Source organism: Sphingomonas sp. Sphisp66, assembly GCF_047324325.1.
In the GTDB taxonomy this organism is placed as follows: Bacteria; Pseudomonadota; Alphaproteobacteria; order Sphingomonadales; family Sphingomonadaceae; genus Sphingomonas.
In genome coordinates this window covers 622,637-636,300 of the sequence record NZ_CP168508.1, presented here as the reverse complement: position 1 = coordinate 636,300, position 13,664 = coordinate 622,637, and the positions used below count along the sequence as shown (strand labels likewise).

At 66.6% G+C, this 13,664-nt stretch carries 10 protein-coding genes and 1 riboswitch; of the genes, 4 read left to right on the top strand and 6 right to left on the bottom strand.

The window, feature by feature from the left end:
- Positions 1 to 74: 74 nt before the first annotated feature.
- The 4 genes from ACEN8G_RS03010 to ACEN8G_RS02995 form a co-directional block, all read right to left on the bottom strand.
- Complete coding sequence (locus ACEN8G_RS03010) at positions 75 to 3,269, bottom strand: efflux RND transporter permease subunit (protein WP_413415272.1); 3,195 nt, start codon at positions 3,267 to 3,269, stop codon at positions 75 to 77.
- Positions 3,270 to 3,343: 74 nt separating this feature from the next.
- Complete coding sequence (locus ACEN8G_RS03005; protein ID WP_413415271.1) at positions 3,344 to 4,618, bottom strand: efflux RND transporter periplasmic adaptor subunit; 1,275 nt, start codon at positions 4,616 to 4,618, stop codon at positions 3,344 to 3,346.
- Positions 4,615 to 5,004 carry a hypothetical protein gene (locus ACEN8G_RS03000; RefSeq protein WP_307117904.1) on the bottom strand — a complete coding sequence of 130 codons (390 nt, stop codon included), beginning with the start codon at positions 5,002 to 5,004 and terminating at the stop codon, positions 4,615 to 4,617. The genes ACEN8G_RS03005 and ACEN8G_RS03000 overlap by 4 nt, the downstream gene beginning before the upstream one ends.
- Positions 5,005 to 5,437: 433 nt before the next feature.
- Positions 5,438 to 6,049: a TetR/AcrR family transcriptional regulator gene (locus ACEN8G_RS02995; protein WP_413415270.1), complete on the bottom strand. Its 612-nt coding sequence runs from the start codon at positions 6,047 to 6,049 to the stop codon at positions 5,438 to 5,440.
- A gap of 287 nt (positions 6,050 to 6,336) precedes the next feature.
- Between ACEN8G_RS02995 and ACEN8G_RS02990 the strand changes: the two genes are divergently transcribed.
- Both ACEN8G_RS02990 and ACEN8G_RS02985 read left to right on the top strand, forming a co-directional pair.
- Complete coding sequence (locus tag ACEN8G_RS02990) at positions 6,337 to 7,767, top strand: sensor histidine kinase (RefSeq protein WP_413415269.1); 1,431 nt, start codon at positions 6,337 to 6,339, stop codon at positions 7,765 to 7,767.
- A complete protein-coding gene (locus ACEN8G_RS02985) occupies positions 7,764 to 8,378 on the top strand; it encodes a response regulator transcription factor (protein ID WP_307117901.1) in 615 nt (204 codons plus the stop codon). The genes ACEN8G_RS02990 and ACEN8G_RS02985 overlap by 4 nt, the downstream gene beginning before the upstream one ends.
- Here the strand turns inward: ACEN8G_RS02985 and ACEN8G_RS02980 are convergent.
- Both ACEN8G_RS02980 and ACEN8G_RS02975 read right to left on the bottom strand, forming a co-directional pair.
- Positions 8,375 to 8,947, bottom strand: a complete 573-nt coding sequence (locus ACEN8G_RS02980) for a TMEM165/GDT1 family protein (protein ID WP_413415268.1) — start codon at positions 8,945 to 8,947, stop codon at positions 8,375 to 8,377. The two genes, ACEN8G_RS02985 and ACEN8G_RS02980, sit on opposite strands and share 4 nt — an antisense overlap.
- 10 nt (positions 8,948 to 8,957) lie before the next feature.
- Positions 8,958 to 9,140: riboswitch (yybP-ykoY riboswitch) on the bottom strand.
- 64 nt (positions 9,141 to 9,204) lie between these two features.
- Positions 9,205 to 9,735 carry an alpha/beta hydrolase gene (locus ACEN8G_RS02975; protein WP_413415267.1) on the bottom strand — a complete coding sequence of 177 codons (531 nt, stop codon included), beginning with the start codon at positions 9,733 to 9,735 and terminating at the stop codon, positions 9,205 to 9,207.
- Between the two features lie 230 nt (positions 9,736 to 9,965).
- Between ACEN8G_RS02975 and ACEN8G_RS02970 the strand changes: the two genes are divergently transcribed.
- Together ACEN8G_RS02970 and ACEN8G_RS02965 are read left to right on the top strand one after the other, a co-directional pair.
- Complete coding sequence (locus tag ACEN8G_RS02970) at positions 9,966 to 10,172, top strand: hypothetical protein (protein WP_413415266.1); 207 nt, start codon at positions 9,966 to 9,968, stop codon at positions 10,170 to 10,172.
- Positions 10,173 to 10,544: 372 nt separating this feature from the next.
- Positions 10,545 to 13,625, top strand: coding sequence for a TonB-dependent receptor plug domain-containing protein (locus ACEN8G_RS02965; RefSeq protein WP_413415265.1), 3,081 nt, complete (start codon positions 10,545 to 10,547; stop codon positions 13,623 to 13,625).
- Positions 13,626 to 13,664 lie beyond the last annotated feature (39 nt).

Sequence of the window (13,664 nt, the reverse complement as noted above, 5' to 3'; positions counted from 1 at the left end):
CGCCCGAGGCCCCGGCTATCGGGCACCCATCAAAGTACTACTTTGATGGGACCCGTCGCTGGGGCGACGGGTCATTATTCAGCCGGCACCAGTTCCGGCGCATGGCCACCTTCGTCATGCGCCTTCCGGTTGCCGCGCATCTTGGCGATGCGGTCCCCGAGTGCGCGGCACACGACGTAGAAGGTCGGCGTGAACAGCAGGCCGAAGGCAGTCACGCCCATCATCCCGAAGAACACCGCGGTACCGAGCGCCTGACGGAGCTCCGCACCCGCGCCGCTCGCGATCAGCAGCGGCACGGCGCCGAGGATGAAGGCGAACGAGGTCATCAGGATCGGACGCAGGCGGTCACGCGCGGCACGCACCGCTGCTTCCACCGGCGACAGGCCATCCTGCTCCTCGGCCTGCTTGGCGAACTCGACCACGAGGATCGCGTTCTTCGCCGCCAGCGCGATCAGCACGACCAGGCCGATCTGGGTGAGGACGTTATTGTCCATGCCCCTCAGGTTCACGCCGGCCATTGCCGCGAGCAGACACATCGGCACGATCAGGATGATCGCCAGCGGCATGGTCAGGCTCTCATATTGCGCCGCCAGCACCAGGAAGACGAACACCACTGCCAGGGCGAAGACGAGACCCGCGGTGCTGCCAGCCATCTTCTGCTGGAAGGCAATGCCGGTCCACTCGGCGCCGTACCCCGGAGGCAGCTCGCTCGCGAGCTTCTCCATCGTGTCGAGCGAGGCGCCCGAGCTGTAGCCCGGAGCGGTATCGCCATCCACTTCGACCGCCGGGAACAGGTTGTAGCGCGTCACGCGGTACGGACCGGTCTTGTTCTCGAAGGTCGACACCGAACCGATCGGCACCATCGCGCCCGAGTTCGAGCGGGTCTTGAGGTTGGCGATGTCCGCCTCGGTCGAACGGAACGGCGCGTCAGCCTGCGCGGTCACCCGATAGGTGCGGCCGAGCATGTTGAAGTCGTTCACGAAGGCCGAGCCGAGATAGACGTTCAGCGCCTCGAACACCCGCTCCGGGGGCACGCCGAGCATGTCCGCCTTGCGGCGGTCGATATCGGCGAACACGCGCGGGGTGGCGGTGTTGTAGAAGGTGTAGATCTGCTTCAGGCCGGGGGTCTGGTTGGCCTTGCCGATCAGACCGAAGGCGGTCTTGCCGAGTTCGTCATAGCCATGCTCGGCGCGGTCCTCGATCATCATCCGATAGCCACCGGCCGAACCGATGCCCTGGATGACGGGCGGCGGGACGACGAGCAGCATCGCCTCGTTGATGTCGGCGGTGCGCTTGCGTGCCTCGCCCATGATGTCCTCGATGCTGACGCCCAGCTTCTTGCGCTCCTCGAAGGAAAGCAAAGGCACATAGGCGGCGGCCGAGTTCGGGGCGAGCGTCTGCGACGGGCCGTCGAAACCGGCGAGCATCACCGAGCCCTTCACGCCCGGGATCGGCAGGATGCGGGCGACGACCTTGCGCATCACCTCGTCCGTACGCTCGAGCGAAGAGCCCGGCGGCAGCTGGATGACGGTGAGGAAGTAGCCCTGGTCCTGCTGCGGAATGAAGCCGACCGGCGTCACCCAGAACATGCCCACGGTGGCGGCGATCAGGCCGACATAGGTGACCATCATCCGCTTCGGGCGGGTGACCAGCACCTGGGTGAGCTTGGCATAGCCGACGCTCATTCGCTCGAAGCCGTTGTTGAACGCATCGGCACCGCGCCGCAGCAGGCGGCCAACAGGCCCCTTCGCCTCGCTGTCATGGTGGCGCAGCAGCACGGCGGCCATTGCAGGCGACAGGGTCAGCGAGACGAGCAGCGAGATCGCGGTCGCGGCCGAGATCGTCACGGCGAACTGCTTGTAGAAGGCGCCCGACAGACCGTTGAGGAACAGGGTCGGCAGGAACACCGCGAGCAGCACCAGCACGATCGCGACGAGCGCACCGGACACTTCGTCCATAGAGGTCTGCGCCGCCTTGAGCGGAGTCATGCCCCGCGCCAGGTTGCGCTCGACATTCTCGACCACGACGATCGCATCGTCGACGACGATGCCGATCGCCAGCACCAGGCCGAACAGCGAGAGGTTGTTGAGCGAATAGCCGAGCGGCAGCAGCACCGCCATCGTGCCGATCAGCGAGACCGGGATGGCGAGCACCGGGATGATCGCCGCACGCCACTTCTGGAGGAAGACGATGACCACCAGCACGACGAGCAGGATCGCCTCGCCCAGCGTGTGATAGACCGCGTCGATCGACTGGGCGATGAACTCGGTCGGGTTGTAGATGACGCGATATTCCAAGCCCTTCGGGAAGTTCTTGGACATCAGCTTCAACTGGTCCTGCACCGCATTGGCAGCGGCGAGGGCGTTCGAGCCCGGGCGCTGGAAGACGGCGAGGATCACGGTCGGCTTGTTCGAGAGATAGGTGTTGGACGAATAGTCCGCCGCACCCAGTTCGACGCGCGCCACGTCGCTCACGCGCACCTGGTGCCCATCGGCATCGGTACGGATGACGACCTGGCCGAACTGCGCCGGGTCCTTCAGGCGGCCCTGCGTCTCGATGTTGAGCTGGAAGGCATTGCCGGTCGGGGTCGAACCCGGCTGGCCCAGCGTGCCGGCGGCAACCTGGACGTTCTGCGCACGCAGTGCCTGGACGATGTCGCCCGCGGTCAGGTTGAGCGCGGCGGCGCGGCCCGGATCGATCCACACGCGCATCGCATAGTCGCGCGCACCGAACATACGCACGTCGCCTACGCCTTCGACACGGGCAAGGCGGTCCTTCACCTGGGTCAGCGCGTAGTTCGAGATGTACTCGCGATCGACCGAGTTGTCGGGCGAGATCAGGTTCACGACCAGCAGGAAGTCCGGCGTGGTCTTGCGCGTCACGACGCCAAGGCGCTGCACTTCCTCAGGAAGCCGCGGAATGGCGACCGCAACGCGGTTCTGCACCAGCACCTGCGCGGCATCGAGATTGGTGCCGGACTTGAAGGTGACGGTGATGGTGACGTTGCCGTCACCGGTCGACTGCGACGACTGGTAGAGCATGTCGTCGACGCCGTTGATCTCCTGCTCGATCGGCGCGGCCACGGTTTCCGCGACCGTCTCTGCCGAGGCGCCCGGATAGGAAGCGGTGACCGTCACCGTCGGTGGGACGATGTCGGGATATTGGGAAATCGGCAGCGCCAGATAGGCGATCGCGCCGATGATCGTGATGATCACCGCGATCACAGCCGCGAAGATCGGGCGCGTGATGAAGAACCGTGAGAGGCGCATCGGGCCACTCCTCGTGAATTGAGTTCGGAAAAAGGGTCAGCCGCCGGCCCCTGGGGAGAGCCGGCGGCTGATGGTCAACGGGCGAAAGTTGCTTCGCCGGTGACCGGCGCCGTGAGGGCCGGCGCCTGACTGGTTGCGGTGGGCTCGATCTTGCCGGCCTTCGGGGTCACCTTGCCGCCCGGCTGGGCGAACTGGGTGCCCGAGATCACCACGCGATCCTGAGCGGTCAGACCCGAGCGGACGACGCGCAGCCCGTCGACCACGGGGCCGAGCGTGACCGGCTTCGGCGCGACACTGCCGTCCTTGCCGACGACCAGGACCAGCTTGCGGGCCTGGTCGGTCTGGATCGCGGCATCGGGCACCATCAGCGCCTGGGTGGTGCCGCCGGCCGAGAGGCGCATGTTGCCGAACATGCCGGGCGTCAGGAACATGCCCGGATTGCTCAGCACCGCGCGGCCACGGATCGTGCCCGACTTGGGGTCGAGCCCGTTGTCGGTGAAGTCGAGCTTGCCCTTCCACTTGTAATCGGTCTCGTCCTGGAGACGGATCTCCACCGGCGATTCCTGGGCACCCGCTTCCTTTGCGCGCTTGGTCTTGAGGAACAACGCCTCCGACCCGTCGAAGGTGAAGTAGATCGGGTCGAGCGCGTTGATCGTGGTCAGCAGCGAACCGCCCTGCCCCTCACCCGCGGCGACCAGGTTGCCCGGATCGACGCGGCGGTCCGAGATACGGCCGGCGATCGGTGCGCGGACCTGGGTGAACTCCATGTCGAGCGCGCGGCTGCGGACGCGGGCCTGGGCGGCCGAGACCGCGGCACCCGCGGCACGAACGCGGGCCTGGAGCCGCTCGACATCGCTCTTCGACACCGCCTCGACCGAGACAAGACGCTCGGCGCGGCTCAGGTCGGAACGGGCCAGCGCGAGATCGCTCTCGGCGCTCGCCAGCCCGGCGCGTGCCTCGGCCAGCGCCGCGGCGAAGGGACGCTGGTCGATCGTGAAGAGCAGCTGGCCCTTCTGGACGATCGCGCCGTCCGTGAAGTGGACGCCGGTGATCGCCCCGGAGACGCGCGGACGCACCTCGACCGCGCGGCTCGGCTCGAAGCGGCCGACATAGTCGTCCCACTCGTTGATGTCCCGGACGAGCGGGGTGGAGACGGTCACCACCGGCGGCGGCGGGGCCGCCATCGCGGCGGGCGCGTCCTTGCTGGCGATGCCCAGGCCGGCGGCGACCAGCACCACGGGGATCGCAACCAGGCTGCCACGCTGCCACAAGGGCATGCGGCGGATACGGGCCGAGACGCCCGGCTTGCTGTCGCCGGTCTCGGTTTCGATGCGCGAGATCATGTTCATTGGAATCGCTTCCCCTGATTAAGGGCTGCCCGGCCGCGGCTGATGCTCGCGAGCAGCGTTTCATATTGGTCGGGCGTGAAGCCCGCTTCGTGGAAGGCGCGGATCTCGTGACGCGGCACGGCATAGCCCTTGTGCCAGGCGAGCACCGACATCCGGCGCAGCGCCTCCAGCTTGAGGTCCGCAAGCTTGGGATTGGGAGACTCGCCCCCGAAGATCATGCCCAGTGCCACCGAGAGGCGGCCGGGTTTCTCGAGGCTCGCCAGCCGATCGTGCTGCGCGATCGCGACGACCTGCCATTCGAGCGCGGAGAAGCCGGTGACCGGGAGGACATCGGCAGGCGCCATGACCGGGCGACCCTCGAGCGCGGAAAAGTTGAGATAGGCCATGATCGTCTCCTCCTGCTTGTTGCCCGGCGGAAGGCACAAACCTCCCCGTGCCGCGCGGAGCTGTTTCCGCGAGCATTTCCGGTCATCCTCAACCGGCACGAGACGAGGCTTTCGCGCAGACGCATGTGTCTGCGGCGCACCATCCCGGTCCTGTCCAAATTCAGCGCTGCTGGAGTTTCGGGCTAGGACCCCAGTCCCATTCCCTCGCTTCGGCAACTTCCCTCATTTCTATACTGACTGGTATAGAAATCGTGCTGCGTTGCGTCAAGGGACTTTTTATACCGCTCGGTATTTTTTGTCGAGACGGGTGAGAAAAAAGTTTGACGGGTCACCCGTCATCCCGGCGAAAGCCGGGATCTCAGGCGGCAAGCGGACGGTCAGCGGCACGAGATCCCGGCTTTCGCCAGGATGACGATTTCTCTTCCGTTGCCGCTTACTTGCTCGGCCAGCAGGAAAGGCTGGTGTCGATCAGCGCCTTGAGGTCGGCGCAGGACGTGCCTCCGCCGGCCTGCAGCGCGATGCCCTGGAGCAGCGCGGTCAGATAGGCGGTCAGCCCGATCACATCGGTGTCGGCGGGCAGGTCGCCCTCCGTCTTCGCGCGCTCGAACCGGTCGATCAGCCCCTGCTTCACGGTCGCGCCGCGCTTGAGCACTTCGGCCCGGATCGACTCGGCCTCGGTGCCGCAGGCGACCGAGTTGATCACGCCCATGCAGCCCTTGGGATCGCACGAACTCATCTGCATCTCGAGCGCGCCCATCAGCAGCCGCTCCGCGACTCCCCGCGCGGTCGGCGCATCGAGCGCCTTGCCCATGTAATCGAGCTTCTCGCGCTGGTAGAGGTCGAGCGTCTTCCTGAAGAGCGCTTCCTTGTTGCCGAAAGCGGCATAAAGGCTCGGCCGGGTGATGCCCATCGCCTCGGTCAGATCGCTCAGCGAGGCACCTTCATAGCCCTTGGTCCAGAAGACGCGCAGCGCCGCGGTCAACGCCGAGTCGGTGTCGAATTCACGGGGGCGCCCCTTGGCGGCATGGCAGGCAGTGATTTCCATAATGACCGGTACATAATGTAGATGGGCCTGAAAGTCCAATGCCTTGCCCGGCTTTCGCACACCAGCACATTAACCACTGTATTTTCACGGGTGTGAACTTGTCGGCCGGCCGGATTACCCGGTCGTAATGATCAACTCTCTCCGACTCACCAATTGGCGTGTCCATTCGGCGCTTGTGATTCAAGTTTCCAATGCGTGCGGCCGCCATTCCGGCAGGTCGGGAGATACTGCCGTCTGAGATGATCGTCGGGGCGTTCCAGAAGCGGTGGGGAGGAATTGGCCTCGCCTTGCTTGCGGCAACCGCCGCCGGCGCGCTGCGTGCCTTGCTCGATCCCTGGCTTGGCGACCGGCCGCAATATCTGATCTTTCTCCTGGCTGTGCTGGTCGCGGCATTGCTGGCAGGGCTGCTCCCCGGCCTGGTCGCAACGATCCTGTCGATCGCCATGGAAAATCTGGCGACGCCGCACGGGACGCCGGAAAGCGTCGTCGATCTCCTGCTCTTCCTCGCCAGCGCGGGGCTGGTCCTCCTGCTCGCCACCAGGGCGCATGCCGGCCAGACCATTCTCGCCAGCGGCGCGCAGCAACAGGCCGAACGGCAGCTCAGGGCGAGCCTGAACCAGTTCCGCTCGATCCTCGCCACCGTGCCCGATGCGATGATCGTGATCGACGAGCATGCCCGGATCCTCTCGTTCAGCGCCGCGGCCGAACGGTTGTTCGGCTTCACCGAGGCCGAGATGGTCGGCACCAACATCAACCGGCTGATGCCCCGCCAGGATAGTGGCCGGCACGACGACTATGTCGCCCGCTATCTCACTTCAGGCGAGCGCCGGGTGATCGGGCGCGGCCGCACCGTGGTCATCGCCCAGCGCCGCGACGGCTCGACCTTCCCGATGGAGCTCTCGGTCGGCGAGGCGGTCACCGATGGCGTCCGTGTGTTCACCGGCTTCATCCGAGACCTGACCGAGAAGCAGAAGGCCGAGGCGCGGATCGAGCAGCTTCGCGGCGATCTGGTCCATGCCGCGCGCCTCAGCGCGATGGGCACCATGGCATCGACCCTGGCGCACGAGCTCAACCAGCCGATCACTGCAGTGGTCAACTATGTCCGCGGCGCCGGCAACCTGATGCGCGTCGCCGAGCGTTCCAACCTGCCGATCATCCAGCACGCGCTCGACGAAGCGACCAATGAGGCGATGCGCGCCGGCGGCATCGTGCGCCGGCTGCGCGAATTCGTCGCGCGCGGCGACAGCGAGAAGAGTGTCGAGGATCTCGAGGCACTGGTCGAGGAAGCGTCGCAGCTGGCACTGATCGGCGCACGCGAGCGCGGGATCGAGACCCGCTTCGTCATCGACCGGGCGAGCGCGGAGGTGCTGGTCGACAAGATCCAGACGCAGCAGGTGCTGATCAACCTGATGCGCAACGCGGTGGACGCCATGGCGGAATCGGAGATCCGCCGCCTCACCGTTTCGAGCCAGCCGGAGCCCGGCGGCTATGTCCGCGTCACCGTGGCGGATACGGGACCCGGGATCGAACCCGAAATCGCGGAGAATCTCTTCCGCGCCTTCAACAGCAGCAAGCATGGCGGGATGGGACTGGGCCTCTCCATCTGCCGGACGATCGTCGAGGCCAATGGCGGAAAGATCTGGAGCGAGGCGCGGCCCGAGGGCGGCACTGCATTCCATTTCACTCTCGCACGCATGGAAACGGAGCAGTCTGAATGAACGACCGGCGTCTGGTGCACATCATCGATGACGAGGAAAGCGTCCGGAACTCGATCGGGTTCATGCTGCAGACCACGGGCTATGCCGTGCGCACCTGGCCGTCGGGTGCCGCGTTCCTGCGCGATCTGCGCAGCGCCGAACAGGGCTGCATCCTGCTCGACATCCGCATGCCCGAGATGGACGGGCTGCAGGTGCAGCAGCAGCTCGCCGCGCGCGGCGTCACCATGCCGGTGATCGTGCTTACGGGGCATGGCGACGTGACCATCGCGGTGAAGGCGATGCGCAATGGTGCGGTCGATTTCCTCGAAAAGCCGTTCGAGGCGGAGCAGCTGCTCTGCGCGATCGAGACTGCCTTTGGCCGCGCCTGCGAGGGGAGCAGCGCCTCGCGCACCGACGCCGCGCGCACCCAGCTCGCCAGCCTGTCGATGCGCGAGCGCGAAGTGCTGGACGGGCTGGCGGCCGGCTTCCCCAACAAGACCATCGCCTATGATCTCGGCATCTCCCCGCGCACGGTCGAGGTGCACCGCGCCAATCTGATGCAGAAGCTGGGCGCGCGCAGCCTTTCCGAAGCGCTGCGCGTCACCTTCACCGCCGAGATGGGCGAAATCTAGAGCCAGCCCGCCGTCTCGACGAGCATCCAGACGCCCGCGGCCAGGAACAGCGCCGCGGCGATGCCGTGCACCAGCTTGAGCGGGACGCGCTGCAGCAGCGCATTGCCCAGGAACACCGCGGGCACGTTGGCCAGCATCATGCCGATCGTGGTGCCTGCCGTGACCGCCCAGACATTGTGGAACTTCGCGCCCAGCGCGACGGTGGCGAGCTGGGTCTTGTCGCCCATCTCGACCAGGAAGAAAGCGATCGCCGTGGTCAGGAAGGCGCCGAAGCGCGCCGGCTTGTCCTCGAGATCGTCGATCTTGTCCGGGATCAGCGTCCACAGCCCCATCGCGATGAACGACGCGGCGATCAGGTAGCGGAACCAGGCGCCCGAGAGCAGCTCGGCGGCCGAGGAGCCGACCAGCGCGGCGAGGAAATGATTGGCCAGCGTGGCGACCAGGATACCGAGCACGATAGGCACCGGCTTCTTGAAGCGGGTGGCGAGCAGGATGGCGAGCAGCTGGGTCTTGTCGCCTATCTCGGCGAGGGCGACGAGCGCGGTCGAGCTGAACAGGGCTTCGAGCAAGAGGAACTCCGGGCCGGACGGAGACGAAATCCAACGACATCGCACCTCCCCGCCCGGCAAGGACGGAGATGCGACGCCATTGGTCTCGCCCGAACGGTGATCCCGTCCCTCCCGCGCCATGGCCTCTCGGCCAAGTATGTTGACGCGGGAGCCCGCGCAGGTGCGCGGCTGGCTACTCCCCAAATAGCGAGGTGCCGCCCGGGGGCAGCGCACTGGCCCCTAGCCTGCGCCTCCGCGGAAATCCAGTTGTTTGTGCCTCAGCGCGCCAGGCTGAGCAGGCCGCGCCCCGTCTCCGGCTGCCCGTCCGCATCGCCGCGCAGCGAGGCGAGCAGCTCGCCGATCGATCGCAGCGGCGAGGAATCGAGGAAGCGGCTGCCCCAGTCACGCGCCAGCGCCGCGGCGTCTGCCCCGGTGTCGGCTAGGATCGACGGGAAGGCGATGCGCAGCCGCGGCCCGGCGAACAGCTGCTCGGGCGAGGCGCCGACCACCGATCCCAGCGGCCGGACGAACACCGCCCCGGCCACCTTCTCGACATAGGAGGCCGGCGAGAGCCGCGCCCACCAGGTCACGGCGAAGCAGCCGATGCCGTGCGCGACCAGGATCACCGGGCGCTCGGTCAGGCGCACCGCCTCGTCGAGCCGCGCGGCCCAGAGGTTGCGCCCGCCGCCACCGGCGCCGAGCTCGATGATCTGCCCGGCATGGGCAAGCAGGCTGCGCGATGGACGATCGGCACGGTCATAGATCGTCAGGGTCGGAAGCGACGTATCGAAGAGGCCATTTTCGGGCATTCGCTTAACTCCCTCGAGCTGGGGAAAGCACGCTCAACGAGTCGCTAGCTTATTCCCACTCACTCACTGTGCAATTGCCCCTGCGCCAGAATGTTTTCCCCGTGCGCCGAAATAATAGAATCGAGCTGCAGGCATCCAGGCACTGAATATTGCGGAAAGTTCATCCTGCGGAGAACTCCGTGCCACCCGGCGGAGCGCAATTTCCAGGCTCCACAACGGAGAAGATGCCCATGTTCAGGAAGTTGATGATCGCCGGCGCCTCGCTCGCGATGCTCGCCGCGGCCTCGCCTTCGATCGCCGCGGCCCCTTGCCGCGACGCGCATGGCAAGTTCGTGAAATGCGCGACCAAGCCCGCCACCCCCGCCAAGGCGACTCGCTGCAAGGACGCCAAGGGCAAGTTCGTGAAGTGCGGCACCGCGGGCGCCAAGCCGGCCTGATGCCCTGATCCGATATCCGGAGCCCGGCCTCCCTTCCGGGCCCGGATCAAATCGTCACCATCTCCTGATGCCGGCGCCAGCCCCGCCGGCATCTTTGCGTTCGGGCAGGTCCGGCTTCGTCGCAAGGGCCGCTGCCTTGGTCGCGTAACACAGGCGAACCGCCCATCTCCCCCGCAGCGTGCCCGTGTGCCTGTACTTCCAATCGGGAAGACGGCGCAGCGGGCGGGCTGCGGGCGATAGCCTGCGCGATCGGGCCAGCGGGTTTCCCAAGCGGAATCATCAGTCCCGCCCCGCGAGCAAAAGAGGGCGTGGGCCCGCCAGTGAGCACCGGCGTCGGGGTGCCCGAGCGGCCCACCATTAAAAGGGCTGAAAATGACAGATCGAACCAAGACCATGACCCGCCTGTTGCGGGGCTCGACGGCGCTTTGCTGCGCGATCCTGTTCGCGACCCCGGCCGGCGCACAGGATGCCCCGGCAGCGCAGGATAGCGCCACCCCCGCGCCCACTTCGACCGCGGCGCCCGCCCAGGAAGCTCCCACCCAGGCCGAATCCGGCGAGACCATCGTCGTCACCGGCTCGCTGTTCCGCCGCACCAATGCCGAGACGCCGTCGCCGGTGACCGTGCTTTCGGCCGAGGCGCTCGAGCAGCGTGGCATGAACACCGTCGCCGAGGCGCTGCAGCGCATCTCGGCGGGCAATGCCGGCACGATCACCCAGGGCTGGAACAGCGGCAATAATTTCGCCGCCGGCGCCAATGCGGTCGCCCTGCGCGGCCTCACCGTCCAGGCGACGCTCACCATGTTCGACGGGCTGCGCATGGCCCCCTATCCGCTCGCCGACGACGGCCAGCGCAACTTCGTCGACCTCAACACCATCCCGAACGCGATCATCGAGCGCATCGACGTGCTGCGCGACGGCGCCTCCTCGACCTATGGCGCCGATGCGGTCGCCGGCGTGATCAACGTGATCACCAAGAAGGAGATCAGGGGCCTGCACGCCAATGTCTCGGCGGGCATCTCGCAATATGGCGATGCCGGCGAGCGCCGCGCCGATCTCACCTGGGGCTATGGCGACCTGCGCGAGCAGGGCTTCAACGTCTATGTCAGCGGCGAGTATCTGAAGCAGGACGCGCTCTGGGCGCGCGATCGCGGCTATCCGTTCAACACCACCGACTGGAGCCGGATCTGCAAGGCCGACGGCGCCTGCCTTCCCAACCTCAACTCGAACGGCGTCAGCCCGGACGGCAGCGCCAATGCGTTCTTCGGCGTGCCGGGCGTGACCGCGGTCCGCCCGGTCACCACCGCGGGCGGCGCGATCGGCAGCGGCCGCTTCTCCTATCTCAACCCGGCGCTCGGCTGTGGCCGCTGGACCCGCACCCAGCTGAACGCGGCCCAGCTCGATCCCGCCCAGGGCGGCTCCGCCTCCGCGCCCGCCGATGGCCGGGTCTGCGAGGCGAACCTCACCGGCGCCTATTCGATGCTCCAGCCAGATGTGGAGCGCTTCGGCGTCTCGACGCGCTTCACCGCCAATCTGGGCGAGGCGCACCAGCTCTATGTCCAGGGCAATTTCTACCAGACCGACACGCTCGCCTCGGGCGCCCCGCGCGCCTTCAACGAGCGACCGACCACGCCGCGCAGCGGCGCCGTGGTCTATAACGTGATCGCCCCGGTCTATGTCTGCGCGACTGGCACCGGCACGCTCAACGGCCTGAATACCGGCTGCACCGCGGCCAATGGCACGCTCAACCCCTACAACCCCTATGCGGCATCGGGGCAGACGGCGCAGCTGCTGTTCGGGCCCGACCGTGCCACCACCGACAAGACCTCGGCGCGCTCGCTGCGCGGCGTGATCGGCCTGTCGGGCAGCATCTTCGGCGACTGGGATTATTCGGCCAATTTCGTCGCCTCGCGCGTCGAGCTCAAACGTGACCAGAATGGCTATCCGATCCCGCAGCGGATCATGGACATGGTCGCGCGCGGCACGTTCAACTTCGCCAATCCCGCCGCCAATTCGGAAGATGTGTGGAACTACATCATGCCGACCAGCCGCACGCTCTCGGTTTCGAATCTGTGGCAGGCGACGGCGAACGTCTCCCGCGCCGTGTTCGAGCTGCCCGGCGGCCCGCTCAACGCGGCGGCGGGCCTGGCCTATCGCCACGAATCGATCGACGCCCCCAGCGCCAATCCGCAGAACGATGCGCATCCCTATGATCGCTATTACGCCGTCAACGCCGTCGGCACCGCGGGCTCGCGCAACGTCTTCTCGGCGTTCGGCGAGATCGAGGCGCCGATCGTCAAGCAGTTCGAGCTGAACCTGTCGGGCCGCTACGACTCCTATTCGACCGGCCAGAAGAACTTCTCGCCCAAAATCGGCGCCAAGTTCACCCCGATCCCGCAGGTCGCCTTCCGCGGCACCTGGTCGAAGGGCTTCCGCATCCCGAGCTTCAATGAGGCATTCGGACTGCCGACCACGGGTTTCGTCTCGAACGGCGGTGGCACCTTCTGCGCGACCTATGCCAATTTCTGCGCGGCGCACGGCAACAACGCCTATGCAGCACAGCCCTTCTCGGTCGGCCTCACCAATGTCGGCAACCCGGCGCTGAAGCCGGAGCGGTCGGAGAACTTCACGCTCGGCGCGATCTTCGAGCCGATCCGCGGGATCAGCTTCACGGTCGACCTGTGGCGAATCAAGGTCCGCGACCAGATCGTCGGCGTCACCAACACCGGGCCGGTGATCGACGCCTATTATCGCAACAACGGCGTGGTCAACATTCCGGGCTTCACGGTCACCCAGGGCACGCCCGACCAGGCGAACCCCAATGCCCTGCCGCATATCGGCACGATCCAGGCCTCCTACGCCAATGCCAACCAGCAGCTGGTCCAGGGCATCGATCTGGGAGTCAACGCGCGGGTGAAGGTCACCGACGGCCTGCGCCTGACCAGTTCGTTCGAAGCCTCGTACCTCGACAAGAACCACCTGACCAACATCGATCCGGTCACCGGACAGGCGCAGCCGCCGCTCCAATATGAAGGCACGCTCAGCCCGTGCAACATCACCTCCTGCTCGGGCTCGCCGCGCTGGCGCGCCAGCTGGCAGAACACGCTCGAGTTCGGCAGCACCACCGTCACCGCCACCGCCTATTACACCAGCGGCTACAAGGTGGCGGAGCTCGACATCAATGCCGCCTCGCCGGACGACTGCACCCATGCCTTCGCCTATGACGACGGCACGCCCTATCAGTGCCGCTCCAAGGCGATCTGGAACCTCGACCTGACCGCGTCGCACAAGATCAACGACCAGTTCTCGGTCTATGTGAACGCGCTCAACGTGCTCAACATCAAGCCGCCTTTCGATCCGAACGCGGCCTACAGCATCTACGGCTTCAATCCGGCCTGGGCCGGCCCGAACATCACGGGCCGCTATTTCCGCGTCGGCGCGAAGATCGACTTCTAGATACCTTCGACGAGAAACCTCCCTGGGGAGCGGCGCCAC

Coding starts and splice junctions, on each gene's coding strand:
- ACEN8G_RS03005 (WP_413415271.1), bottom strand. CDS start 4,618: ATGAACATGATCTCGCGCATCGAAACCGAGACCGGCGACAGCAAGCCG.
- ACEN8G_RS03010 (WP_413415272.1), bottom strand. CDS start 3,269: ATGCGCCTCTCACGGTTCTTCATCACGCGCCCGATCTTCGCGGCTGTG.
- ACEN8G_RS02975 (WP_413415267.1), bottom strand. CDS start 9,735: ATGCCCGAAAATGGCCTCTTCGATACGTCGCTTCCGACCCTGACGATC.
- ACEN8G_RS03000 (WP_307117904.1), bottom strand. CDS start 5,004: ATGGCCTATCTCAACTTTTCCGCGCTCGAGGGTCGCCCGGTCATGGCG.
- ACEN8G_RS02985 (WP_307117901.1), top strand. CDS start 7,764: ATGAACGACCGGCGTCTGGTGCACATCATCGATGACGAGGAAAGCGTC.
- ACEN8G_RS02995 (WP_413415270.1), bottom strand. CDS start 6,049: ATGGAAATCACTGCCTGCCATGCCGCCAAGGGGCGCCCCCGTGAATTC.
- ACEN8G_RS02965 (WP_413415265.1), top strand. CDS start 10,545: ATGACAGATCGAACCAAGACCATGACCCGCCTGTTGCGGGGCTCGACG.
- ACEN8G_RS02970 (WP_413415266.1), top strand. CDS start 9,966: ATGTTCAGGAAGTTGATGATCGCCGGCGCCTCGCTCGCGATGCTCGCC.